This window comes from uncultured Reyranella sp. (assembly GCF_945957355.1).
GTDB lineage: Bacteria > Pseudomonadota > Alphaproteobacteria > Reyranellales > Reyranellaceae > Reyranella.
Genome location: NZ_CAMFKM010000004.1, coordinates 139,047 through 162,317, shown reverse-complemented (window position 1 = coordinate 162,317; position 23,271 = coordinate 139,047). Strand labels below are relative to the sequence as shown.

Annotated in this window: 19 protein-coding genes, 1 pseudogene and 1 riboswitch; of the genes and pseudogenes, 8 read left to right on the top strand and 12 right to left on the bottom strand. The window is 65.3% G+C overall.

Annotated elements, in window-relative coordinates; all coding sequences use genetic code 11:
• Positions 1 to 17: 17 nt before the first annotated feature.
• Both Q0Q48_RS08605 and Q0Q48_RS08600 read right to left on the bottom strand, forming a co-directional pair.
• Positions 18 to 698: a DUF2076 domain-containing protein gene (locus tag Q0Q48_RS08605; protein ID WP_295136635.1), complete on the bottom strand. Its 681-nt coding sequence runs from the start codon at positions 696 to 698 to the stop codon at positions 18 to 20.
• A 70-nt stretch (positions 699 to 768) separates the two neighbouring features.
• Positions 769 to 2,058 (bottom strand): serine hydrolase domain-containing protein, encoded by a 1,290-nt coding sequence (locus tag Q0Q48_RS08600; RefSeq protein ID WP_295136633.1) that lies wholly within the window; start codon positions 2,056 to 2,058, stop codon positions 769 to 771.
• 61 nt (positions 2,059 to 2,119) lie between these two features.
• Positions 2,120 to 2,322, top strand: a riboswitch (cobalamin riboswitch).
• A gap of 78 nt (positions 2,323 to 2,400) precedes the next feature.
• On the opposite strand from Q0Q48_RS08600, the gene Q0Q48_RS08595 reads away from it, so the two are divergent.
• Positions 2,401 to 4,191 carry a fatty acyl-AMP ligase gene (locus Q0Q48_RS08595; RefSeq protein ID WP_295136631.1) on the top strand — a complete coding sequence of 597 codons (1,791 nt, stop codon included), beginning with the start codon at positions 2,401 to 2,403 and terminating at the stop codon, positions 4,189 to 4,191.
• 21 nt (positions 4,192 to 4,212) lie between these two features.
• Here Q0Q48_RS08595 and Q0Q48_RS08590 read toward each other — a convergent pair whose 3' ends face one another.
• Positions 4,213 to 5,298 (bottom strand): cyclase family protein, encoded by a 1,086-nt coding sequence (locus Q0Q48_RS08590; RefSeq protein WP_295136629.1) that lies wholly within the window; start codon positions 5,296 to 5,298, stop codon positions 4,213 to 4,215.
• Positions 5,299 to 5,412: 114 nt separating this feature from the next.
• On the opposite strand from Q0Q48_RS08590, the gene Q0Q48_RS08585 reads away from it, so the two are divergent.
• The gene (locus Q0Q48_RS08585) at positions 5,413 to 6,459 is read left to right on the top strand and encodes a GTP-binding protein (protein WP_295136628.1); all 1,047 of its coding nucleotides are present in this window, start codon (positions 5,413 to 5,415) and stop codon (positions 6,457 to 6,459) included.
• Here the strand turns inward: Q0Q48_RS08585 and Q0Q48_RS08580 are convergent.
• Complete coding sequence (locus Q0Q48_RS08580; RefSeq protein WP_295136626.1) at positions 6,456 to 7,082, bottom strand: glutathione S-transferase family protein; 627 nt, start codon at positions 7,080 to 7,082, stop codon at positions 6,456 to 6,458. The genes Q0Q48_RS08585 and Q0Q48_RS08580 overlap by 4 nt on opposite strands.
• Positions 7,083 to 7,159: 77 nt before the next feature.
• On the opposite strand from Q0Q48_RS08580, the gene Q0Q48_RS08575 reads away from it, so the two are divergent.
• On the top strand, positions 7,160 to 7,912 hold the full coding sequence (locus Q0Q48_RS08575; RefSeq protein WP_295136624.1) for a VOC family protein: 753 nt from the start codon (positions 7,160 to 7,162) through the stop codon (positions 7,910 to 7,912).
• Between the two features lie 7 nt (positions 7,913 to 7,919).
• On the opposite strand, the gene Q0Q48_RS08570 is transcribed toward Q0Q48_RS08575, so the two are convergent.
• Complete coding sequence (locus Q0Q48_RS08570; protein WP_295136622.1) at positions 7,920 to 8,687, bottom strand: N-acyl homoserine lactonase family protein; 768 nt, start codon at positions 8,685 to 8,687, stop codon at positions 7,920 to 7,922.
• 104 nt (positions 8,688 to 8,791) lie between these two features.
• On the opposite strand from Q0Q48_RS08570, the gene Q0Q48_RS08565 reads away from it, so the two are divergent.
• Together Q0Q48_RS08565 and Q0Q48_RS08560 are read left to right on the top strand one after the other, a co-directional pair.
• Positions 8,792 to 9,850: a glucose 1-dehydrogenase gene (locus Q0Q48_RS08565; RefSeq protein ID WP_295136620.1), complete on the top strand. Its 1,059-nt coding sequence runs from the start codon at positions 8,792 to 8,794 to the stop codon at positions 9,848 to 9,850.
• The gene (locus Q0Q48_RS08560) at positions 9,847 to 11,775 is read left to right on the top strand and encodes a glycoside hydrolase family 15 protein (protein ID WP_295136619.1); all 1,929 of its coding nucleotides are present in this window, start codon (positions 9,847 to 9,849) and stop codon (positions 11,773 to 11,775) included. The genes Q0Q48_RS08565 and Q0Q48_RS08560 overlap by 4 nt, the downstream gene beginning before the upstream one ends.
• On the opposite strand, the gene gatB is transcribed toward Q0Q48_RS08560, so the two are convergent.
• On the bottom strand, positions 11,741 to 13,189 hold the full coding sequence (gene gatB / locus Q0Q48_RS08555; RefSeq protein WP_295136617.1) for an Asp-tRNA(Asn)/Glu-tRNA(Gln) amidotransferase subunit GatB: 1,449 nt from the start codon (positions 13,187 to 13,189) through the stop codon (positions 11,741 to 11,743). The genes Q0Q48_RS08560 and gatB overlap by 35 nt on opposite strands.
• Positions 13,190 to 13,368: 179 nt before the next feature.
• Between gatB and Q0Q48_RS08550 the strand changes: the two genes are divergently transcribed.
• Positions 13,369 to 14,352: a tripartite tricarboxylate transporter substrate-binding protein gene (locus Q0Q48_RS08550; protein ID WP_295136615.1), complete on the top strand. Its 984-nt coding sequence runs from the start codon at positions 13,369 to 13,371 to the stop codon at positions 14,350 to 14,352.
• 135 nt (positions 14,353 to 14,487) lie between these two features.
• On the opposite strand, the gene Q0Q48_RS08545 is transcribed toward Q0Q48_RS08550, so the two are convergent.
• From Q0Q48_RS08545 to Q0Q48_RS08520, 6 genes and pseudogenes are all read right to left on the bottom strand, one after another.
• Entirely contained in the window at positions 14,488 to 16,203 is a 1,716-nt protein-coding gene (locus Q0Q48_RS08545) for an amidohydrolase family protein (protein WP_295136614.1), read from the bottom strand.
• 156 nt (positions 16,204 to 16,359) lie between these two features.
• Positions 16,360 to 16,767 (bottom strand): annotated as a pseudogene (locus Q0Q48_RS08540) (tripartite tricarboxylate transporter substrate-binding protein); the annotation flags it as partial.
• 10 nt (positions 16,768 to 16,777) lie between these two features.
• Positions 16,778 to 17,341, bottom strand: a complete 564-nt coding sequence (locus Q0Q48_RS08535) for a tripartite tricarboxylate transporter substrate-binding protein (RefSeq protein WP_295136612.1) — start codon at positions 17,339 to 17,341, stop codon at positions 16,778 to 16,780.
• Positions 17,342 to 17,439: 98 nt separating this feature from the next.
• A complete protein-coding gene (gene gatA, locus Q0Q48_RS08530) occupies positions 17,440 to 18,912 on the bottom strand; it encodes an Asp-tRNA(Asn)/Glu-tRNA(Gln) amidotransferase subunit GatA (RefSeq protein WP_295136610.1) in 1,473 nt (490 codons plus the stop codon).
• 3 nt (positions 18,913 to 18,915) lie between these two features.
• Positions 18,916 to 19,233, bottom strand: a complete 318-nt coding sequence (gatC, locus tag Q0Q48_RS08525) for an Asp-tRNA(Asn)/Glu-tRNA(Gln) amidotransferase subunit GatC (RefSeq protein ID WP_295136608.1) — start codon at positions 19,231 to 19,233, stop codon at positions 18,916 to 18,918.
• 89 nt (positions 19,234 to 19,322) lie between these two features.
• Positions 19,323 to 21,806: a cation:proton antiporter gene (locus Q0Q48_RS08520; protein ID WP_295136606.1), complete on the bottom strand. Its 2,484-nt coding sequence runs from the start codon at positions 21,804 to 21,806 to the stop codon at positions 19,323 to 19,325.
• Positions 21,807 to 21,873: 67 nt separating this feature from the next.
• Here Q0Q48_RS08520 and Q0Q48_RS08515 point away from each other — a divergent pair, with 67 nt between their 5' ends.
• The gene (locus tag Q0Q48_RS08515) at positions 21,874 to 22,641 is read left to right on the top strand and encodes an alpha/beta hydrolase (protein ID WP_295136604.1); all 768 of its coding nucleotides are present in this window, start codon (positions 21,874 to 21,876) and stop codon (positions 22,639 to 22,641) included.
• On the top strand, positions 22,642 to 23,118 hold the full coding sequence (gene ruvX, locus Q0Q48_RS08510; RefSeq protein WP_295136602.1) for a Holliday junction resolvase RuvX: 477 nt from the start codon (positions 22,642 to 22,644) through the stop codon (positions 23,116 to 23,118).
• Positions 23,119 to 23,271 lie beyond the last annotated feature (153 nt).

Genomic DNA, 23,271 nt, shown 5'->3' with positions numbered 1-23,271 from the left:
ACTGAAGTCGAGGCCGTTCAGGCCCAGCTGTCGTCGTCCCCTGCACCACCTCCATCGTCAAGCGAGGCGGTGTCGTAGTCGTCCTGTCCCTGACGATCGTCGGCATAGGCATGTTGTTGCACCGACGAATCGGGCGGCAACAATTCGGGCGGCGTCGCATCCGGGGTTCCGCCGAACGCCTGCTGCTGCCCGCCGAACGGCCCGGGAGTGCTGCCCATCAGATTGCGAATGCCTTCGAACAGCAGCGCGCCGCCGGCCACGCCCGCGGCAGTCATCATGGCCGTGCGCAGGAAGCTGCCCCCGGCGGCCGGCTGTTGCTGTGGTGAGACGGCGGCCTGCAAGGGCGAGCGCGTGGACGGAACCATCGAGGCCCCTGTCGGCGCCGGCGCCGCTTGTGTCTGAGACACCGATGCGCGCGGCGCCCCCCACGGGCCGATCTTCGGTGCGCTGGCCAGAAAACCGGCCTCCGGCTGTGGTGCGGCGGCGACCTTCGCCTCGAGTTCGGCGATGCGGTCCTGCGCGGCCTTGAGCGCCTGCTCCTGCACCAACACTGTCTGCACGAGCAGATAGGCTGAAGCGGGCTGCTTCGATGCCCGGTCCCAGATGAATTGCTCGACCTCGTTGTCGCGCGGCTGGGACTCGAACGGCTTCAACCGGTCGAACAGACCCGAGATCAGATCGCGTTCCTGCTGCTGCATGACAAGCCTCCTGCCCCTTCACGTTGGGCTCCGCCAACGTGGTTGTCCGTCGGCGGAGCGTCAAGGGCGGCTAATTCACCATCGCCTGGTAGACGAGGTCGCGCATCAGGAAGCGATAGCGCAGGCGAGCCTGCGGCGACTGCATCATGAAAACGACATACAGGCGCTCACGGGGGTCGTGCCAGAAATAGGTTCCGTAGGCGCCGCCCCAGAAATAGTCGTTGGGCGATCCCGGCAGCGGATTGACACCCTGCACGTTGCGCACCGCGAAGCCGAGGCCGAAGCCCTGCCCCATTCTGGCGCTGGGTTCCAGCGCCTCGAAGCGGAACATGTCGGCGCCCATCTTGATATCCGGCGGCAGGGCGTCAGCCGTCATCAGGTCGATGGTCTTGCGCGAAACCAGGCGCACGCCATCGAGCTGGCCGCCGTTCGCGAACATCTGCAGGAAGCGCGCATAGTCGGCTGCCGTGGAGACCATGCCGCCGCCGCCCGAGCGCCAGTTGAATTTCTCGGTGACGTCCGGGATCGATGGCACTTCGTTCTTCGGCCCCTCCTTCATCGGCTTCGCCCCGCGCGCCTTCTTGTCGGCGCTGGCCTCGAAGCCAGTGTCGCCCATCTTGAGCGGCTTGGTGATGCGCTCCTCGATGAACTTGTCGAGCGGCATGCCGGACGCGACCTCGACGACGCGGCCGAGCACGTCGGTCGACATCGAATATTCCCACGTCGTGCCCGGCTGGTAGAGCAGCGCCAGTTTGGCGAGCTTGTCGGCCATCTCGGCATTGGTCTGGCTTCGGTCGGCGACCTTCATGTCGAGGTAGGACTGCTTCACCGGATTGGCGCCAACGGCGCCGTAGGTCAGACCCGACGTGTGGCGCATCAGGTCATGCACCGTCATCGGGCGGTACTGCGGCTCGAGCACCATCTCGACCGTGCCATCGTCCTTCTTCTTCGGCACCGCAACCTTGGTATCGGCGAAGGCCGGTATGTACATCGACACCCGATCAGCCAGGGTAAGCTTGCCCTCCTCCATCAGCATCATCGCGGCGAGGGTGACGATCGGCTTGGTCATCGAAGCGATGCGGAAGATCGTGTCGTTGGTCATCGCGACCTTGGCGTCCTTGTCGCGGAAGCCATAGGATTCAAACATCACGATCTTGCCGTTGCGGGCGATCAGGACGACCGCGCCGGGCAGTTCATTGTTCTTCACCCCTTCATTGAGTCGGTCGCTGAGACGCTTCAGCCGGGTCGATAGAAACCCCACTTCCTCTGGGGACTGTACCTTGGGAATCCCCTGCGCCGCGGCGGGCCAGGCCAGCACCGCGCCGAGCGCCGCCCCGGCAACCATACGAACCATCGACATTTTGCAGTCTCCTCCCGAAGTTTGGATCATCAAAGCAATTGACCGACGGCAGGCGCAAGCTTAACGAATGCATATCGACGGTCCTCCTTAACCGGAGGCTAACAGGGAATGCCGTGCCGCTCCCTTTCGGGAGCCAATCGGCAGCTGTACCCGCAGCTGTAAGCGGCGAGCGAGAGCCCATATGTCACTGGATTTCGGTCCGGGAAGACGGGCAGGAGCTACGACCCGCGAGCCAGAAGACCTGCCGGCGATAGCGTCGCTCTTCCGATGGACGGGATGATCCAACGGGACGGTCAACCGAGCGGTGACGCGCTTTGTGCGAACCGTTTGGGAGATCGTCCGATGACGTCGATCCGTGGAATCCTGCCTGCGCCCGTTTCCGATGCCCGACCTGCCGAGAGGCATTCCGGTCATCTGCACCGTTATGCCTCTACCCTGCTTTCGACTTCCGACCGCTGGGCGGCCGAACCGACCCCGACCCTCAATGTCTCGCTGCCCTTCCGCCGGGGCGGCTTCGCGAGCCTGGCCGAGGCACTGGACTATGCCGCCCACGGCGAGACCGGCCTCAACTTCTTCGATGCACGCGGCCAGCTGCTGAGCAGCCTCTCGTACCGGCGGCTCCGCTTCGAGGCGCAGTCCTTCGCCCGCCGGCTGATCTCCGCCGGCTTCGGGCCGGGCGAGCGGCTGGTCATCGTCGCGGATACCTGGCCCGGCTTCTGCGTCGCCTTCTTCGGCTGCCAGTATGCTGGCGTGGTGCCCGTGCCGGTGCCCGTCCCGGTCGGCCTGGGCGCCAAGGCGCATTACATCTTCCAGCTCCGCCGACAGATCCTGTCCTCGCAGGCCCTGGGCATCCTTGCGCCGGACGAGCTGGTCGACTTTGCACGGAGCGCCGCCGAGGACACCACCGCTCGCCATGCCGGGGGCATCGCCGTGTTCGACGCCTTCCCCGAGGCCAAGGTCGACCTGCGGCCGCTCGGCGCGGGCATGCCCTGCTACGTCCAGTTCTCCTCGGGCAGTACCCGCGCCCCGCTCGGCGTCGACATTCGCCAGGACCAGCTCATGGCGAACATCGACGGATCGATCACGGCGCAGGGCCTGGACGAATATGACTCCGGCGTGAGCTGGCTGCCGCTCTATCACGACATGGGGCTGATCGGATTCATCCTGGCGCCGATGTGTGCGCAGCGCAGCGTCGACCTGCTGGCACCACGAGACTTCGCCCGTCGGCCGATGCAGTGGCTCTCCCTCATCTCGCGCCGCCGCGCCACGATCACCTACAGTCCGAGCTTCGGCTACGACCTGCTCACGCGCCGGGCTCTCACCGCACCGGTCGGCGAGCTCGACCTGTCCTGCGTGCGGCTGGCCGGCGTCGGAGCCGACATGATCCAGCTTCCCGTGCTGCGGCGCTTTGCCGGCGCCTTCCAGGCCGCAGGCTTCGACGAGCGCGCCTTCATGCCGAGCTACGGCATGGCCGAAGTCTGCGTCGGTCTGAGCTTCGGCGCGCCCTTCGGCGGCGTCAAAACCGACAGCTTCACCGACCCGCAGTCGGGCCGGATCCGCGAGTTCGTGGTCTGCGGCAGGGTGATGGCAGGGCACGATGTCGAGATCCGCGACGAGGACGGCGCGGCCGTGGGCGAGCGTTGTATCGGCCGCCTGTTCGTCCGGGGTCCGAGCGTGATGCCGGGTTACTTCCAGAAGCCCGACGAAAGCGCACGCGTGCTTCGTGACGGCTGGCTCGACACCGGCGATCTCGGCTACTGGCACGAGGGCGAGCTGGTGATCACGGGGCGTGCCAAGGACCTGATCATCGTCAACGGCCGCAACATCTGGCCACAGGACATCGAATGGGCCGTGGAAGCGCTGCCGCAGGTCGGACGCGGTGACGTCTGCGCCTTCTCGATCGACGACGGCGACGCCGAGAGCGTTGTGGTCATCGTCCAGGCCTATCCCAGCGAGCCGGCAGAGCGTGAGACGCTGGTCGGTGACATACGGCAGGCGGTCAAGGAAGCCGTGGGTGTCGATGGTCGGGTGGTCCTGATCAAGCGGCAACCCGGCCTGCCACGCACCTCCTCCGGCAAGCTGAGCCGCACGCACGCCAAGTCGAAGTTCGCCGCCGGCGACTATTCGACCTGACGCGCGCCGCCCTTTCCCCGATCAGGTCACCGCGATGGGCCCGCCGTTCGATCCCGTCGCGCCCCTGATGGGTGCAGGCGAGAATATGTAGGCGAACTGGTACTTGCGGTCGGCGATGAGTCCCGTGAAGTCCAGGTTCTCGTGGTTGAATATGCCGTTCTTGGCGATCAGCTCGCCATGGACCGGAAAGGCCAGGTCCTTGTTGGGATTGGGGACGACCTCGGTTCCCCAGGTGTCGGCGCCGGTGAGCGCGATGCCCTTGTCGATGAACCATTTGGCGGCGTCCAGTCCGATGCCCGGTTCGCCGCCGTTGAACTTGTCGTTGTTCTTCATCCAGAGCTTGCCCCAGCCGGTATTGAAGAACACAGCGTCGCCTTCCTTGATGTCGGCTTCCTGCATGTTCTGCTTCTGCAGCGCAGCCTTGAGATCGGCGATGGTGATCTCCTGACCGGCTTCCATCATGGCGCCCTTGACCGCCTCGACGTCGAACAGGTGGCCGCGCGTAAAGAACGGCTTCACGTTCTCGATGCCGAGCTTCTTCATGCCGGTGGCGCTGTTCATTTCCTGGTCGGTGACGCCGTTGTAGTAGCGCATCTCGTTCTTGTCGCCGTCCTTGCCCATCTGGATGCCGATATGCGCGAGGCCGTCGAACTGCGTTCCCGTCTGCCCGATCTCCGTCGACAGATACTCGTCATTGTAGATCAGCCTGTTGGTGCCGAACGGGCCGCCGGTCGGGCTTCCCGGGATTCGCAAGGTGAAGGCGCGTTCGCCGAACTTGGGCATGGCCGATTCATAGATGCGGCCGATGCGATAGACCTTGCCGTCCTTGATCAGCTTCACCGTGTCGAGGACCTTGGCCGGCGTCATGTAGTTCGAGGCGCCAGCCTGGTCGTCCTTGCCCCACTTCGGATGCGGCCACCAGGCCTTGTCGGTCAGTGCCGGCGCCTGTGCAACCTGCTGCTGTGCATGCGCGACGCCGGCCGCCAGCGTGCCGGCGGCAACGGCACCGCCGATCAACCCCGCCGCCAGGAAGGAGCGACGTTCCTCATCGATCGCCTGCTGCGGTTGCTTGAGGTGTTCCTTGTCCTGAAGATATCTCGAGTCCATGGACGCTCCTCCTTTTCCTTGTTGATCTTGGAAGCGTCATACCCGCAGGTTGCATCGTCAAGCGGAAGCGGCATCGTTACTTTGTTACATATGCGTATGTGAAGGTGTTGAACGATGAGCCTTTTCGATCGCGACAAGTCGGCGGAGCGCCTGCCGGTGACACTGATCACCGGCTTCCTCGGCAGCGGCAAGACCACGTTGCTCAATCGCGTGCTGGGCGACCCGCGCATGGCCCGCAGCCTCGTGCTGGTGAATGAATTCGGCGAGGTCGGCCTCGACCATCTGTTCGTGGAGCAGGTCGGGGGCGACATGGTGCTTCTGCAATCAGGCTGCGTGTGCTGCACCATCCAGGGCGACCTGGACAACGCCCTGCGCGACATCGCGCGTCGCCGCGCGAAGGACGAGATCCCACCCTTCGACCGGGTACTTCTGGAGACGACGGGCCTTGCCGATCCCGCGCCGATCCTGCAGCTCCTGCTCAATCATCCGATGATCAGCCACGACTACCGGCTCGATGGTGTCGTCGCGACCGTCGATGCCGTGAACGGCGGGCGCCAGCTCGACGAACATCCCGAGGCCGTGAAGCAGGCCGCCGTGGCCGACCGGCTCCTGATCAGCAAGACCGATCTCGCCGAGATCGCGGCCAGTGCCGGGCTACGCGCACGTCTTGGGAAGCTGAACCCAGGCGCATCGCTCTACGAGATCGTCCAGGGAGACATCGACCCGGCCCTGCTGTTCGACTCGGGCCCCTTCGATCCGACCGGCAAGAGCGACAAGGTGCAGGCATGGCTCAATGCCGAGGCTCACGACCACGTGCACCGCAATCATCACCATGACCGCTCACGGCACGATGCACACATCGCCTCGTTCTGCCTCACCTTCGAGGCGCCGCTCGACTGGGACCTCTTCAATCGCTGGCTGATGGCCGTGCGCGCGGCCTGGGGCGACCGGCTGCTGCGGTTGAAGGGCGTGCTCAATGTGATCGGGGAAAGCCAGCCGCTGGTGATCCACGGCGTGCATCGCACCTTCCATCCACCGACCCTGCTCGCGCGCTGGCCCGACGACGACCGCCGGTCCCGACTGGTCTTCATCACCCGGGACCTCGACCGCACCGCGGTCGAGGCGAGTTGGGTGGAGATGGAAGAGGCTTTTAGAGCCTAGGCCGCATCCTGCTTGGGCAGGACATCCTCATACTTCTTGAAGCCAGGCAGCTTCTCGATCCGTGCCATCCAGGCCTTCACGTTGGCATAGGGTGCTAGGTCGATCGCCCCTTCCTCGGCGTAGGCCACGTCGCCGTACACGGCGATATCGGCAATGGTCGCCTCGTTTCCGACCAGGAAGTCCGACTTGGCAAGCGCCGCGTCGAGCACCTTGAGCGCATCGCCCGCCTGGTTGACGTACATCTGATGGACGTTGTCGTCGGCCTTCATGAAGCCGCGCTTGATCGCCCGCGGGCGATAAATGTTGGAGGCCAGCCGGTCGAACTCCCAGAACAGCCACTCGCGCACCCGCGCCTTCTCCTCGGCCGTCTTGCCGCCCATCTTGCCGAACTTGTCGGCGAGATAGAGCAGGATCGAGCCCGACTGGCAGAGCTTGAGGTCGCCGTCTACCAGTGCCGGCACCTGCCCGAAACGGTTGATGGCGAGGTAGTCCGGCTGCTTGTGCGCCCCGGCCCGCAGGTCGACATGCTTGTAGGCAAACTCCTGCCCCATCAGCGACAAAGCGAGCCCCGCCTTGTAGGTCGGGCCGCTCAGCCAAATGCCGTAAAGCGTCATCTTGGACATAAATCCGTTCCTCCGGTGATTTCAGACCCCGCAGCATCGCACTTGAGCGAGGTGGGGGTAAGCCTATATGAGCGGGCATGAAAATTTCAGCACGCGACATCGACCACATTTCCGTGACCGCCTCGGATCCGGCAGAGATGGCCACCCGGCTGGGCCAGCTCGGCTTCAATCTCACGCCCGAGGGTGTCGAGCCGCGCTGCATCTGCTTCCAACCCGATCGCGACGACATCCCGAACTACATCGAACTGCTGCAGGACGACCCCGCACAGGTTTCACTCGCAATGAACGTCGCAGAACTCGAGGGTGAGGAGCGCACGCACGCCTGGGAAACCGAGGACGGTTTCGAGGTCGATGCCGGCGTCGTGGTTGGCGAGAGCGCAGGCCCCCTGCCCTGGTTCCCCGTGAAGCACGAGACGCCGGACGCCTTCATGGAGCCGGAATGGATCGTCCATCCCAACGGCGCGCTGGGCATGATGGCCGTTCACGCCATCGCCGAGACGCCGAAGGAGACGGCCAAGGCGCTGAAGGCCGCCTGGGGTGCCACGGTCGAGGAGATCTTCGACGGCTGCACGATGGTGAAGGCAGGCTCGGTCGAATTGCTGATCTGGTCTCCTCTCGCCTTCCAGCTCGAATACAAGGCACTCGAGATGATGATGCCCAGCGAACTGCCGGCCGTGATTGGCGCCGCCATCGCCGTCGAGCGTGCGCGTCCGCTTCAGGGGCTTCTCAGCGCCAACAACGTGCCCTTCGCCCTGGCCGAGGGCGATCGGGTCCTGGTGGCGCCGGAGCAGACGGGCGGCCTGATGATCGAGTTCATCCCGCAAAACTAGGCAACACTCAGAACGCGGGTACGGGAGCCTGCGGTACGTCCTTCCAGAAGTCGGGATCGTGACCGAAGAAGAGGCGCGCACCGCCTCTTTCAAGGGCCTCAAGCCGATCGAGCGAGGCGAGCATCTGTTCGCGGTCGTATACGAAGCGCGGCAGGCGGCGTTCGCGGAGCGTCCGGCAGAAGTAGCAGGCGTCGCCCGTGATCACGATCTCGCCGGCCTCGGTCCGTACCTTCAGGGATTGATGGCCGGGCGTATGGCCGTAGGTCGGGATGCAGACCACGGAACCGTCGCCGAACAGGTCGTGCTCGCCCTCGACCTGCTTCACCGGATGCCCATGGTCGAAGTCGGCGCGGAAGAAGCCGACCTTGGCCGCCATTTCCGGATCCTGCGCGGCTTCCCATTCGCGCTTCTGTACGACCATGGTCGCGTTGGGCACCAGCTCATTGCCGCCGGCATGGTCGAAGTGCAGGTGCGAATTCACGATGAAGTCCACCTTCCCGAGGTCGCGGTCGATCGACTCCAGGCGCGACTTCACATCGTCGCACGGACCATACTGTTCGAAGCCGAAAATGCGCGCGACGCTTGCACCCATGCGCCCTGCGGCGTCGGTGCGACATTGCGGATGCATACCGGTGTCGAACACGGCCCGACCTTTGCGATGTTCAATGAGGTAGGATGGAATGGGCAGCGCCACCTGCCCGTCTTCGCCTTCGATCATGTCTTTCAGGCGGCCGACGAGTCGGCCGCAGGTCATGGCATAGATCTTTGCGCTCATTTTTCCTCCACTTCCGGACGGTACCACAGGGTCGACGCGGAACCGGACGTAAACGCCCTCGTTCCGTTCTGATCCCCCAAGGGTACAGCGAGGGATGAGCCGTCGTGAAAGTCATAACCGTCGAGCCAGGTGTCGCGGGTTCAGTGCGACTGGAGGACCGGCGTGAGCCAGAGGTGCGCCCGGATCAACTGCTTGTCCAGGCGATGGCGTTGGGAATCTGCGGCACGGACCGCGAGATCATGGCGGGCTCCTATGGCTGGGCGCCCGATCGCAACGACCGCCTCGTTCTGGGACATGAATCACTGGGTCGCGTCTTAAAGGCTCCCGACAGTTCGAACTTCGCGGTCGGAGATCACGTGGTCGGCATCGTCAGACGCCCCGATCCCGTGCCCTGTCGGGCCTGCGGCGCCGGCGAGTGGGACATGTGTCTCAACGGCCGTTACGTGGAGCGTGGAATCAAGTCGCTCGACGGCTATGGCGCGGAGCGGTTTCTGCTGGAGCCAGATTACGCGGTAAGGGTCGCTCCGCACCTCGGCATGCTGGGTGTGCTTCTCGAGCCGGCCAGCGTGCTGGCCAAGGCATGGGACCACATCTATCGCATCGGACAGCGCACACGCAGCTGGCAGCCGAAGAGCGCACTGGTCACCGGAGCGGGTCCCGTCGGATTGCTGGCAGCCCTCATGGCGACGCAACGAGGCCTCGAGCTTCATGTCCTTGATCGGGCAGAGGGCGGCCCCAAGGCTGACCTCACCCGGGCACTCGGCGGCACCTACCATCCGCGTGAACTACCGAAAGACTTCGCAGCCGACATCGTGGTCGAATGCACCGGCGCACCGCAGCTCGTGATCGACGTTTTGTGCGGAGCCGGTGGCCGCAACGGCATCGTGTGCCTGACCGGCGTGTCCAGCGGCGGGCGGCTCCTGCCCTTCGACTCCGGCAACTTCAACCGGAGCATGGTGCTGCAGAACGACCTCGTGTTCGGCTCGGTGAATGCCAATCGAAGCCACTATGAGAGCGGCGCGCGCGCGCTGGCGACCGCCGATCCCGCCTGGCTGGCCGGCCTCCTCACCCGCCGCGTGCCTCTGACGGACTGGCGCGAGGCTTTCGAGCGAAGGGATGGAGACATCAAGGTCGTCGTCGAATTCGAGCCGCCAGGTTCATGAGCGCTCCAATCGAAAATTATGGACTTATCGGAGACTGTCAGACGGCCGCCCTCGTCGGACTCGATGGCTCGATCGACTGGCTGTGCTGGCCCCGCTTTGATTCGGATGCCTGCTTTGCGGCCCTTGTCGGAAAGCCGTCTAACGGTCGCTGGCTGATTGCAACATCGTGCGGGACCGCCCAAGTGACGCGCCGTTACAGGAAAAGCACGCTGATCCTCGAGACAGTCTTTCGGACCGCGGAAGGAGTTGCGACGGTGATCGACTTCATGCTTCCGCGCGGGCAGGCATCGGACCTGATTCGCGTGGTGCGCGGTGACGAGGGGGAAGTGTCGATGTGCATGGAGCTCGTCCTGCGCTTCGGATATGGGGCGACCATTCCCTGGGTCAGCCGCCTGGAAGACGGCGCTCTCCGCGCGGTGGCCGGCCCCGACATGGCCGTCCTTCGCACCCCCGTCACCACCTGGGGCGAGAACTTCAAAACCTCCGCCATGTTCAAGGTGCAAGCGGGCCAGACCGTGCCGTTCACGCTCAGCTACAGGCCTTCGCATCTGCCGCCACCCGAACCGGTCGACTGTGAAAAAGCGCTCGCCGACTGCGAACGATTCTGGCGCGACTGGATCGGAACTGCACGGACTGACGGACCGCATGTGGAGGCCATCGAGCGGTCGCTGATCACCCTAAAGGCGCTCACTTATGCACCCACGGGCGGCATCGTTGCCGCCCCCACTACTTCGCTTCCGGAACAGGTGGGCGGCTCGCGAAACTGGGACTACCGCTTCTGCTGGATCCGTGATTCTACCCTGACGTTGCTCGCCCTGATGAACGCAGGAGTCTACGACGAGGCGAGCGCATGGCGCGACTGGCTGCAGCGGGCCGTCGCCGGCAGTCCGGCCGACATGCAGATCATGTACGGGATCATGGGCGAGCGGCGACTGGCGGAATGGGAGGCCGAATGGCTTCCCGGCTATCTCGATTCGAAGCCGGTGCGCATCGGCAACGCCGCTCACGGCCAGTTCCAGCTCGACGTCTACGGCGAGCTGATGGACACGTTCGAACAGGCCCGCGAGGGCGCTCTGGCGCCGACGGACAGCGGCTGGGCCCTGCAACTGGAGCTCGTGAAACACGTCGAACGGTCGTGGATGAATTCCGACTATGGCATCTGGGAGATGCGGCGGCCGCCCCTCCATTTCACATACTCCAAAGCCATGGCCTGGGTCGTGTTCGACCGTGCGATCCGGGCGGTCGAACAGCATGGGCTTGCCGGCCCGGTCGAAGGGTGGCGCCGCACACGCGACGCTATCCGCGCCGAGATCTGGGAGCACGGCTTCGACGCCAGCCGCAACACCTTCCGCGCGGCCTACGGCGAGACGTTTCTCGACGCCAGTCTGCTGCTGCTGGCGCAGGTCGGCTTCGTCGAGGCCAGCGATGCGCGCTACATCGGCACCGTCGAAGCCATCGCGACCGAGTTGCTCGTCGATGGATTCGTCCTGCGCTATGACACGGCGGCAGCGGACGATGGGCTTCGGCCCGGCGAGGGCGCATTCCTCGCCTGCAGTTTCTGGCTGGCCGACGCCTATATCTCCATCGGCCGCCACGACGACGCACGCGCCCTGTTCGATCGGCTCCTCGCCACTCGCAATGACCTCGGACTGTTGGCCGAGGAGTACGACTGCGGAAACCGGCGACTGGTCGGGAACTTCCCCCAGGCTTTCAGCCACGTCGCCTTGATCAATACGGCTTTCAATCTGACCAGGGCCGCCCGCCCTGCCGACCAGCGGGCCAAAGCCAGGGGCTCGGACGTCCAGTCTCCGGCAAAACCCCAGAAGCCGCGACGTCCCGGCAGCGGCCCGGAGATGGCAGAACCGGGCTCGCACAACGTCGAGGCCGACGTCAGGCGTCGAGCGCCCTTCTCAGAAGCTCGTTGACCACCTTCGGGTTGGCCTTGCCGCCGGTCGACTTCATGACCTGGCCAACGAACCAGCCGAACAGGCTGGGCTTGGCCTTGTAGGCCGCAAGCTGGCCAGGGTTGGCGTCGATCACCGCCTTGATGGCGGCCTCGATGGCGCCCGTGTCGGTCACCTGCTTCAGCCCGCGTTCCTCGACCAGGACGGCCGGATCCTTGCCGGTCTCCTCCATGGCGACGAACAGGTCCTTGGCGATACGGCCCGAGATCGTGCCGTCGGCCTGCAGGTCGAGCAGCTTGCCGAGATTGGCGGCGCTGATCGGCGAAGTCTCGAAGGTGGCCCCGCGGCGGTTCAGCATGGCGAAGAAATCGCCGGTCACCAGATTGGCGGCCTGCTTGGCGTCGCGGCCCTTGGCAACGGCTTCGAAGAACTCCGCCGTCGCCTTCTCGGCCGTCAGAACGCCCGCATCATAGGGTGAGAGGCCGTAATCCTTGATGTAGCGGTTCTTCCGAGCGTCGGGCAGCTCCGGCAGCGTCGCACGGATCTGGTCGACATAGTCCTGCGTGAAGGTCAGCGGCAGCAGGTCGGGATCCGGGAAGTAGCGATAGTCGTGCGCATCTTCCTTGGACCGCATCGAGCGGGTTTCGCCGCGGCCGGAGTCGAACAGGCGCGTCTCCTGCGTGATCGTGCCACCACCCTCGATGACCTCGACCTGGCGGCGCGCTTCGTACTCGATCGCCTGCTTGACGAATCGGATCGAGTTCACGTTCTTGATCTCGCAACGCGTTCCGAGCTCGCCACCCGGCTTGCGCACCGACACGTTCACGTCGCAGCGCATGGAGCCTTCGTCCATGTTGCCGTCGCAGGTGCCGAGATAGCGCACGATCGAGCGCAGCTTGGTGAGGTAGGCCGCGGCCTCGTCCGCCGTGCGCATGTCCGGCTTGCTCACGATCTCCATCAGCGCCACGCCGGAGCGATTCAAGTCGACATAGGTCTGGCTGGGATGCTGGTCGTGCAGGCTCTTGCCGGCATCCTGCTCGAGATGCAGCCGTTCGATGCCGATGGTGCGCGTCTTGCCGTCCGGCAGGTCGATCTCGACCGATCCCTCGCCCACGATGGGGTCTTTGAACTGCGAGATCTGATAGCCCTGCGGCAGGTCGGCATAGAAGTAGTTCTTGCGGTCGAACACCGAGCGCAGATTGATCTTCGCGTTGAGGCCGAGGCCGGTCCGGATCGCCTGCTCCACGCAGCGCTCGTTGATCACGGGCAGCATGCCGGGCATGGCGGCATCGACCAGCGACACCTGGGTGTTGGGATCGGCCCCGAACGCGGTCGGCGCGCCGGAGAAGAGCTTGGCGTCGGAAATCACCTGGGCGTGGACTTCCAGCCCCAGGACGATCTCCCACTCGCCGGTTTCACCTTTGATGAGCGACATGAAGGCTAGATAGCCAAAGGTGCGCCGCTTGGCAAAAGATCGATCCGCACTGGGCCATTGCGCCACATTTTCGGCACAAGATCGCACTACCCGATGACGAACTGGCTGAAGTAAAAGCTTGGGCAAGAGCGGCCATTTTCGGCACGCCAAAACAAGACGTATTCACAGGGAGGCTTTCAATGACGACGTTCAATCGCCGTACGCTGCTCGTCGGCGCAGCGGCTGCCACGCTGGGGGCGCCGGCCCTCGTTCGCGCCCAGGCCGCCGCCGACTGGCCCAAGGGAGCCCTCAGGATCATCGTTCCCTTCCCGCCCGGCGGCTCGACCGACCCGGTGGCGCGCATCATCCAGGCCAAGATGATCGAGAACACCGGCTGGAACATCCTGGTCGACAACAAGCCGGGCGGCACCGGCGCGGTCGGCTCGGCGATCGCGGCCAAGGCTCCGCCCGACGGCCAGACCTGGATGCTGACCTTCGACAGCCACATCCTCAATCCCGCCTTCGCGTCGGGCCTGCCTTACAAGGATTCCGAACTCTTCAACGTCATGCTGATCGGCCGCACGCCGCAGGCGATCTGCGCGCACCCCGACCGGCCCTACAAGACCTTCGCCGAGGTCATCACCGACGCCAAGGCGCGGCCGGGCAAGGTCAATGTCGGTGTGCTCGGCGCCAGCCAGGCGCTGGTGCTGATGACCCTCATCAAGAAAGAGAACGGCGTCGACCTCAACCTGATCCCCTACAAGGGCGGCGGGCCGCTCAACCAGGACATCCTGGCGGGCGTCACCGATGTCGCCATCGGAAGCCTGACCTCCTTCAGCCCGCACGTGCGCGCCAACAAGGTGCGCGCGCTCGCGGTGACCGGCGAGAAGCGCACCCCGGCGCTGCCCGACACGCCTACGCTCATCGAGCAAGGCGTCAAGAGCTTCCCCTCCTACTCCTGGTGGGGTGTCTATGCGCCGACCGGGACCCCGCGCCCGATCGTCGACCGCATGCATGCCGAGATCAAGAAGGCGGTGCAGGCGCCCGACGTGACGCAGAAATTCATCGACCAGTTCAACATGGAAATCCTGACGACCTCGCCCGAGGAGTTCGCCGCCTATCAGAAGAGCGAACAGGAGCGCTGGTTCAAGGTCATCAAGGACAACGACATCAAGGGCGACTAGTCACCATCGACGATCGAGCCTTGCTTCCCCCCGTCAACGGGGGAAGTGCCCTTGTCTTACGAGGGCGATGGGGTCATGACCCCTCCGCCCCTGCGGGGCACCTCCCCATTTGAATGGGGAGGTATCCGACCTTCTCTAGGCTCGCGCGCCACGCACCAGGCGGCCCGGCAACGCGCCGGTCGCCTCGCCGTCACGATACGTGACCTGCCCTGACACGATGGTCGCCCGGTAGCCGGTCGCCCGCTGCAGCAGGCGCTTGCCGCCGGCCGGCAGGTCCCACTTCATGATCGGGGCCTCGACGCGGAGCCTGTCGAAGTCGATGACGTTGAGATCGGCCTTCTTGCCGACCGCCACGACGCCGCGATCGCCGAGGCCCACGGCCTTGGCATTATCGTGCGTGTGCCGCTTCACCAGCCACGACACGTCGAGCCGGCCCTGCTTGCGGTCGCGGCCCCAGTGCTGGAGCAGGTAGGTCGGATAGGAGCCGTCGGAGATCAGGCCGACGTGCGCGCCGCCGTCACCGAGGCCGATCAGCGTGTGCGGGCTCTGCATCATCTCGCTGCAGCAGTCGAGATTGTAGGCGGCATAGTTCGCGAAAGGCGCGAAGATGAAATTCCGGCCCTCGCCCTCGATCAGATAGTCGTAGATCAGCTCGCGCGGATCACGGCCCTCACGTGCGGCACGGGCGCCGAACGAACTCTCCTGCGGCGGCTCGTAGTTGGGTGGATCGCCCAGCGGGAACATGCGGTCGAAGTCGGTGAGGCGCTGCGCCATCTCCGAGCGCATGGGCTCGTTGCTCTCCTTCAGGATGCGGGCGCGGAAGGTGGGATCGCGCATGATCGCGAGCCGCTCTTCCACCGACTTGCTCTGGATCTCCTTGTAGGCGGCGCACATCGAGAACGGAATGCGGCTCGCCTGCAGGCCCTGCAGCACCCCGATCGGGCGCGGCGCCACCTGCGCCTTGGCGCTGTGCCCCTTGGCGACCAGCCCCTCGACAAGGCCGAGCAGTCGGCGCCAGCCGTCGGGCCGCGAATGGCGCTGCGCCAGCGACACCGAGAACGGGCGGCCGGATGCGGTGAGCAACCGGTCGAGCATCTCGAATTCGCTTTCGGGATTGGGCGTGTTGAAGTCGGAGATGAACTCGATGACGCCGCGGCCGGCATCCTTCATGCCGAGCGCGATGCCGAGGAGCTCTTCTTCTGAAGCACGCAGCGACGGCGTGGGATCGCCCTTGACCGTGCGATGGTTCAGCGTGCGCGAGGTCGAGAAGCCCAGCGCGCCATCGCGCATCGCCTGCGCCGTCAGCGCGCGCATCTGCGCCACTTCCTCAGAGGTCGCTTCCTCTAGGCGGGCCGCGCGCTCGCCCATCACGAAGACTCGCAGCGCGCCATGCGGCAGCTGCGCGCCGAGGTCCATGTCGCGCGGCTTGGCGTCGAGCGTGTCGAGATACTGCCCGAACGACTCCCATGACCAGTTGAGCCCCTCGTCAAGTGCAGCGCCGGGAATGTCCTCGACGCCTTCCATCAGCTCGATCAGGCGTTGCCGGTCCTCGATCTTCACCGGCGCGAAGCCGACGCCGCAATTTCCCATCACGGCGGTGGTTACGCCATGCCAGCTCGAAGGCTGCAGGTACGAATCCCAGGTGGCCTGGCCGTCATAGTGGGTATGGATGTCGACGAAGCCGGGCGTGACCAGCATGCCCTTTGCGTCAATCTCCTCACGGCCCCGCCCGCTCACCCTGCCGACGGCGGCGATCCTGCCGTCCTTCACCGCGACGTCGGCTTCGCGGATTGCCGCACCCGTGCCATCGGCAAGGTTGCCGCCGCGCACGACGAGATCGAATTCGCCCATGTTCGTTTCCTCCGGAATTTCCGGAAGTGTAGCGCAAGCGGTGCCCCCACGAGAGGCGCATGAGCGCGGAATACCGGCATCCGGTCCGGCATGGAAGCTCCCGCTCGCCCTGCGATCCGATGGACGGCGGAACGGCTCCGTCGTCCGGAGCCCCGCTCATTCGATCCTGATGTTCCCGTCGCGAACGACCTTGCCCCATTTGCCGATCTCTTCCTTCACGAAGGCGGCGAAGCGCGCGGTCGGCGCGCCTCCCGGTGCCGCTCCCTGATCGTCCCAGGCTTTCTTCAGGTCGGCCGAGCCGAAAGCCTTCGCGACCGCGGCCTGCATCCGGGCGATGATGGCGGCATCGGTGCCGGACGGCGCCCACAAGCCATACCACGAAAGAGACTCGAAGCCCGGCAAGCCGGCCTCGGCGGCCGTCGGGATATCGGGAAAGGCAGGCGATCGTTCTGCCGTGAATACCGCCAGCGCGCGCGCCTTGCCGCTGCGGATGTAGGGGGCCGCACTGCCGAGGCCCTCGAAGACCGCCGTCACCTCACCGCTGATCAAGGCCGCCGTCGCCGGTCCCGACCCCTTAGGGCACGTGAGTCATGCCGGCGCCCGTCTTCTCGTTGAAGATCTCGCCCGCGAGATGACGGGTCGTGCCGAGCCCGGCCGAGCCGTAGTTCACCTTGCCCGGATTCGCCTTGCAGTAGGCGATGAACTCCTGAAGCGTCTTCGCCGGTATACCGGGATAGACCACCAGAACATCGGGCACCGAGGCGACGCTGGTGACCGGCGCCAGATCCTTTTCCAGCTCGTAAGACAACTGCTTGTAGGCGGTGACCGCGACGGCGTGATGCACGGAGCCCAGCAGGAACGTGTAACCATCGGGCTTCGCCTTGGCGACCATGGCCGCGCCCACGGTCCCGCCTGCACCGGCGCGATTGTCGATCACCACCTGCTGTCCAAGTTCCTGGGAAAGCTTGGCGGCGAAGGGCCGCGCAAAGGTGTCGGTCCCGCCACCGGGAGCAAAAGGGACGACCAGCGTGATCGACCGCGCGGGCCACGCCTGCGCCCGGGCCACGCCCGCCAGGAAAGGCGCCGCGACGGCCCCTGCCAGAACGGCGCGGCGCGCCGGCCCCGTCTTCGTGTTCATTGCAATCCCCCTCATTCATCCGTCCGCCTATTCGAGAGGCGTGACGGTTTCGTGACGGAAGACTGACATGTGACAGCGGCCCTGTCGCCGCCGCGCGATCAGTATCCGGCGGGCCTCGAGGTGAAGGCGGCGGCCTTCTCGAGCGCCGCCGCGGCGCGCAGCAGCGTCTCCTCGTCGAAGGCGCGACCGATCAGCTGCAGTCCGAGGGGAAGTCCGTCCTTGTCGAGGCTCACCGGCACCGAGATGCCCGGCAGGCCGGCCATGGACGCCGGGATCGTGAACATGTCGTTGAGGTACATGGTCACCGGGTCGTCCATCTTGTCGCCAGCCGCGAAAGCGGCCGTCGGCGCGGTCGGGGTGAGCAGCACGTCGCACGTCTCGAAAGCCTGCTTGAAGTCGCGCGCGATCAGCGCTCGGATCTGCTGCGCCTTCTTGTAGTAAGCATCGTAGTAGCCGGCCGATAGCACATAGGTGCCGATCAGGATGCGTCGCCGCGTTTCCTTGCCGAAGCCCGCCCCGCGCGTGTTCTCGTAGAGCTCCGTCAGATCCTTGCCCGGCACGCGCAGGCCGAACCGCACGCCGTCATAGCGCGCGAGGTTGGACGAGCATTCCGCCGGCGCCACGATGTAATAGGCCGGCAGCGCGTACTTGGTGTGCGGCAGCGAGACCTCGACCGGCTCGGCGCCGGCCGCCTTGAGCATCTCCATGCCCTTCGACCACAGCGCCACGATCTCCTCGGACGTGCCATCGACCCGGTATTCCTTCGGGATGCCGACTTTCAGGCCCTTGATGCCGGGATTACGCGCCGCGGCGGCGAAGTCCGGCACCGGCAACGGCGCGGACGTCGAATCCTTCGGATCGTGGCCCGACATGGCCTGCAGCATCAGCGCCGTGTCCTCGACCGTGCGGGCGAAGGGCCCAGGCTGGTCGAGCGAGCTCGCGAAGGCGACGACGCCCCAGCGCGAACAGCGGCCATAAGTGGGCTTCAAGCCGACGATGCCACAGAAGGCCGCCGGCTGACGGATCGAACCACCGGTATCCGTTCCCGTGCTGCCGGGCACCATGTAGGCAGCGACGGCCGCCGCCGAGCCGCCGGAGGAACCGCCCGGCACAAGCTTGCGGTTGTCGCCCTTGCGCTTCCACGGATTCTCGACGCCGCCGAAATGGCTCGTCATGTTCGATGAGCCCATGGCGAACTCGTCGAGGTTGGTCTTGCCGACCATCACCGCGCCCGACCTCCACAGGTTCGCCGTCACAGTGCTCTCGTACTGCGGCACGAATCCTTCGAGAATCTTCGACGCGGCCGTCGTCTGGACACCTTCGGTACAGAACAGGTCCTTGATCGCGAGCGGCACGCCCTCGAGCAGGCCTGCCTCGCCCCTGGCGCGGCGCGCGTCGGAGGCTTTGGCCATCTCGCGGGCCTTGTCGTGTGTCTCGGTGATGAAGGCGTTGAGCGCGCGATGCTCGTCGAGCTTCGCGAGGTGCGCGTCCGCCACCTCGTCGGCGCTCGCCTCCTTCCTGGCCAGCGCCGACGTGAGCTGGGCGATCGTGAGATCGGTGAGAGCGGCCATCGTCTACTCCACCACCTTCGGGACGGTGAAGAAGCCGCCGGCATTCTTGTCCGACGGGTCGATGTAGACCGCACCGCCCGGCGCGTTGGCCAGCACCTTCTCAGCGATGCCGCCGTCGGTGACCTTGTCGGCGCGCATCGGAAGCGTCACGTCGGAGACCGACGACATCGGCTCGACGTTCTTGGTGTCGACTTCGTTCAACTGCTCGATCCAGGCAAAAATACCCGAAAGCTCCCCGGCCAGCGGGGCCAGCTCCTCTTCGGGAACCTTCAGACGGGCCAGCCGCGCGATGCGCGCCACCGTCTTCTTGTCGAGCGACATCCCAGCACTCCAAAACGCCAGAAACAAAGCGGTAATCGCGGTTGGTAGCCGGTTTGCCCTTCGCGAGCAACCGAACCGTCGGGGCTGCGTCAGGCGCGGCGGGCCGCGACTTCCTCGATCGCCGCCCTCACCTCCGGCTTACGCGAGAGAAGCTGGTCGAAGTCCTTCTTGTAGAGAACCAGCAGGTGGCAGTAGCCGTTGGCTACGACGTCGGCATTGCGCGGCTGGGAGCTCAGGAGCCCCATCTCACCAAAGAAGTCGCCCTCCTTCAGGGTCACCGTGACCGTCCGGGCATGGACCGTCACTTCGCCCGCGGCGACGAAGTACATGGCATCGGACGGCCCGCCGACCCGGATGATCTTCTCGCCCGGGAAAGCAACGAGCGCGCGCAGCCGCTTGCCGACTTGGACGATGGTCTCCCGGTCCAGCGCCGCGAACAGGGACACGCGACCGATCATGGCCTGCAGTTCGAGGCCGAGGTCGAGCGGCGGGCGCTGGCTCACGGCACCGCGCCGCTCGGCGAGTTGATCCCGGAGGTCGTTGTAGACCTCGCGGCTGATGATGCCCTCGTGCAGCCGGCGGACATACTCCTCCGCTTCGAAGCGAATCGCGGCGCGTTCGAGCTGTCGCTGCTGCACCGATTCGGAGTAGCCGGGATACTGCAGCGAGAGCGCCCGCAATGCGCCCTCGACGCCGGCCTGTCGGGTGGCGATCAGCTCCGCGAGGCGCTGCTCGGCATCGTGCTCCAGCAGGTCGGCAATGGAGTTCGCATTGAACACGGCGAGTTCGCCGAGAACGCTGAGCGACACCATCAGGATCTCGAACCGATCGGCCAGACGCTCTGTCAGCATGCGTTCGAAACCGAACCGCCGATGCAGCCACAGCGCGACCCGGAAGCCGTAGTTAGGTTTCGAAATCTCCTGCAGCCACTCCTGGTAGCCCTGCACGCCCTTGTCGCGAACCGTGTCGATCAGGCGGTCGGCATTTGCCGCCAGGATCGCCACCATGCGGCGCGACAGGATCTGCTGCTGGAACTGCTCCAGATAGAGTTCCTTTTCGCGGGTGCAGAGTGTCACCAGGCCGATCTTGACCCTCTCCTCGAGATCGAGGGCCAGGTCCGGCGGTACCGGCTCGACCGCAGGATCGCCGGCCGAAGCGGGGTCGACGGCAAAGCCGTCCGTGCGCTCGTTGTGCTGACGGATGATCTGTTGGAGATGCCGGTCGACGTTGATCCGTGAGAGCGCCAGCACCCGGTCGCGCAGCGCCAGCTCGAGGCGGCTGAGCTTGTCCAGGCCAAACATATGCATGACGAGGCCGAGCGTGGTGGCATTCACGAACAGCGTGAAGAGCACGAACAGGACGGCCGAGATGGCGATGAAGTCGCGAATCGTCTCGGGAAGCTGCTCGTTGCCGCTGGCGACCATGGCCAGCACGATCGTCACCGCACCGCGCAGGCCGCCCCAGACCAGGATCGCCTTGTAGCGGCGGTTGACCGGCTGGACGAGCTTCAGGGTTTCGAGCACCGGCAGCATGCCGAACACCACCAGCGCGCGCGCGGCGAAGGCGCCGACCGCAACCGCGAGCACGCCGCCAATGTAGAGCCAGCTGATCTTCAGCAGCACATCGGCCGCCAGCATCGAAGCCAACACGAAGATAAGGCAGTTGGCCCAGAATTCGAGCTGGGCCCAAACCTGGCGCAGCGCCGTCCATTGGCGCGGATGGAGGTGCGTGGGCCCGTAGGCCGCCACCGTAAGCGCGGCCATGACGACAGAGACGACGCCGGAGACATGGATGTAGCGGTCGGCGACGATGAAGCAGAGGTAGGTGAGGCTTACCGTGACCGAGGCGATGGCGGCATCCGACTCGCCCAGCCGCGGCAGGATCATCATGGCCACCCGCGCCATGGCAAAGCCCAGCAGAAGGCCGCCGACGAATTCGCGCAGGAACACGCCGATGGCCGCGGTCGGGTCGGCCGGCATCGCGGAATCCCCCGACGCTCGCGCCACCAGGATACCCATGAACAGGCCGAAGGCCGCGATGGCGACCGCGTCATTCAGCAGGGACTCGCCCTCGGCCAGGATCGAGAGCCGCTTGGGAGCGCCGACATCGCGGAAGATTCCGATGACGGCGGCCGGGTCGGTCGTGGAGACTACCGCGCCCAGCAGCAGGCAAACGACAATGTCCATGCCGGTGGCGAAATGCACGACGCCCGCGACGCAGGCGATGCAGACCAGCACCGCGATGACCGCCAGCAGGAGCACTGCGTGGATCTCGTCCATCAGGCGGCGGACGTCGATCGTCAGGCCCGCAGTGAACAGCAACGGCGGCAGGAACAGTGGCAGGAACACCTCGGTGCCGACTTCGAGCTTGTCGAGGCCGACAAACGCGTCGCTCAGGACCCCCAGATGGAGCCCGCCGCTGATGATCCAGGATCCCAGGAAGCCCATTCCCATGCCGGCAATGGCCAGCAGGACGGTATGCGGCAGGCGGAACCGTTCCGCGAGCGGTACCAATACACTCACGACGGTCAGGACCATCGCAATTGCCAGCAGGGCATAGAGAGTATCTGTCACCTTACCTGATCACCTTTGCTGGGGGCTCGTGTCGACCCGGTCGATTGCACGCCTTATAACCTTTGCGATGGTTCGGATGGCAGTCCTGATTCACGGCATGTGGGGAACATCGGCCGTATGGCGCAATTGGCGTCCCCTCCTCGAGGAGCGAGGATGGGCGACCATTGCAGACACTCTGCGATACCACGATGCGGCTGCGGATTCACCGCCAGCCGCCCTTGGTGAAACCAGCCTGCACGACTACGTCGCCGATCTCGAAACGACCATCCTTGCGCTGCCGGAGAAACCGGTCGTCATCGGCCATTCGATGGGCGGACTCATCGCTCTCCTTCTTTGTGCCAGAGGCCTCGCGCGCGCGGGGGTGTTGCTCACGCCTGCTCCACCGTCGAGCGTCATCGCGCTGCGCCCGTCCAACCTCATGGCCTTCGCCCGCATCCAGGCGCGCTGGGCCTGGTGGCGGAAGCCGCATCGCGCGACGCTCCGCGAAGCACTGACCTACACATTCAACACATCCGATCCTGTCGACGGTACGATCGAACATGCGGGCTTCGTCCATGAATCAGGCCGTGCCCTGCTGGAAATCGGCATGCCGTGGCTCGACGACAGGAAGGCCGCGACCGTCGATCCGCGAAGGGTGACCGTACCGCTGCTGTTCGTCGGCGCGGAGAAGGACAGGCTCGTGCCGCCCGGCGTCGTTCGCCGCACCGCCAGGCAGTTCGCCCACGTCGCCGACTATGTCGAGTATGAAGGCCAGGGACATTGGGTGCTCGGCCAGCCCGGATGGGAACGGGTCGCCGACGAGGCGGAAACCTGGCTCAAAGGGAAAGCCGCTTGAATGCCTGTCGTCGAATTTCCGGAACTGAAGACCTTGCTGATTCGCGACGGCCGGCTGATGGCGCTCGATCTCGGCACCAAGACCATCGGCATCGCGACCACAGACGTAATGCGCATGCTGGCGACGCCGCTCACGACCTTGAAGCGTACCAAGCTGGCGCCGGATCTCGCCGCGCTCGACGAACTCGTGCGCAAGCATGAGGTCAGAGCGCTTGTGGTCGGCCTGCCCCTCAACATGGATGGCACCGAAGGTCCGCGTTGCCAATCGGTGCGTCAGTTCGTGACCAACATCCAGAACCACGGTGCGCCGTCGCTCGCCGGCCTTCCCATCGTCTTCCAGGACGAGAGACTCAGCACCGCGGCGGTAACGCGCGGCATGATCGACGACTACGATATGACACGCGCAAAGCGCGCCGAGCGCGTCGATGCGGCCGCCGCTGCCTGGATTCTCGAAAGCATGATCGCTCGGTTGCGCTGACTTTCATTGCTTTGAGCAGCGACGTCTCGCTTTCGCCGCATCGAAGAAGTCTGCAGTGAGAGCGCACGCTTTAGAACGCGCAACCATGTTGCGCTGTTCGAGCTTCGCGCGTACTTCACTTATGACTTACACAACAACCGAGGACTGGTAAGC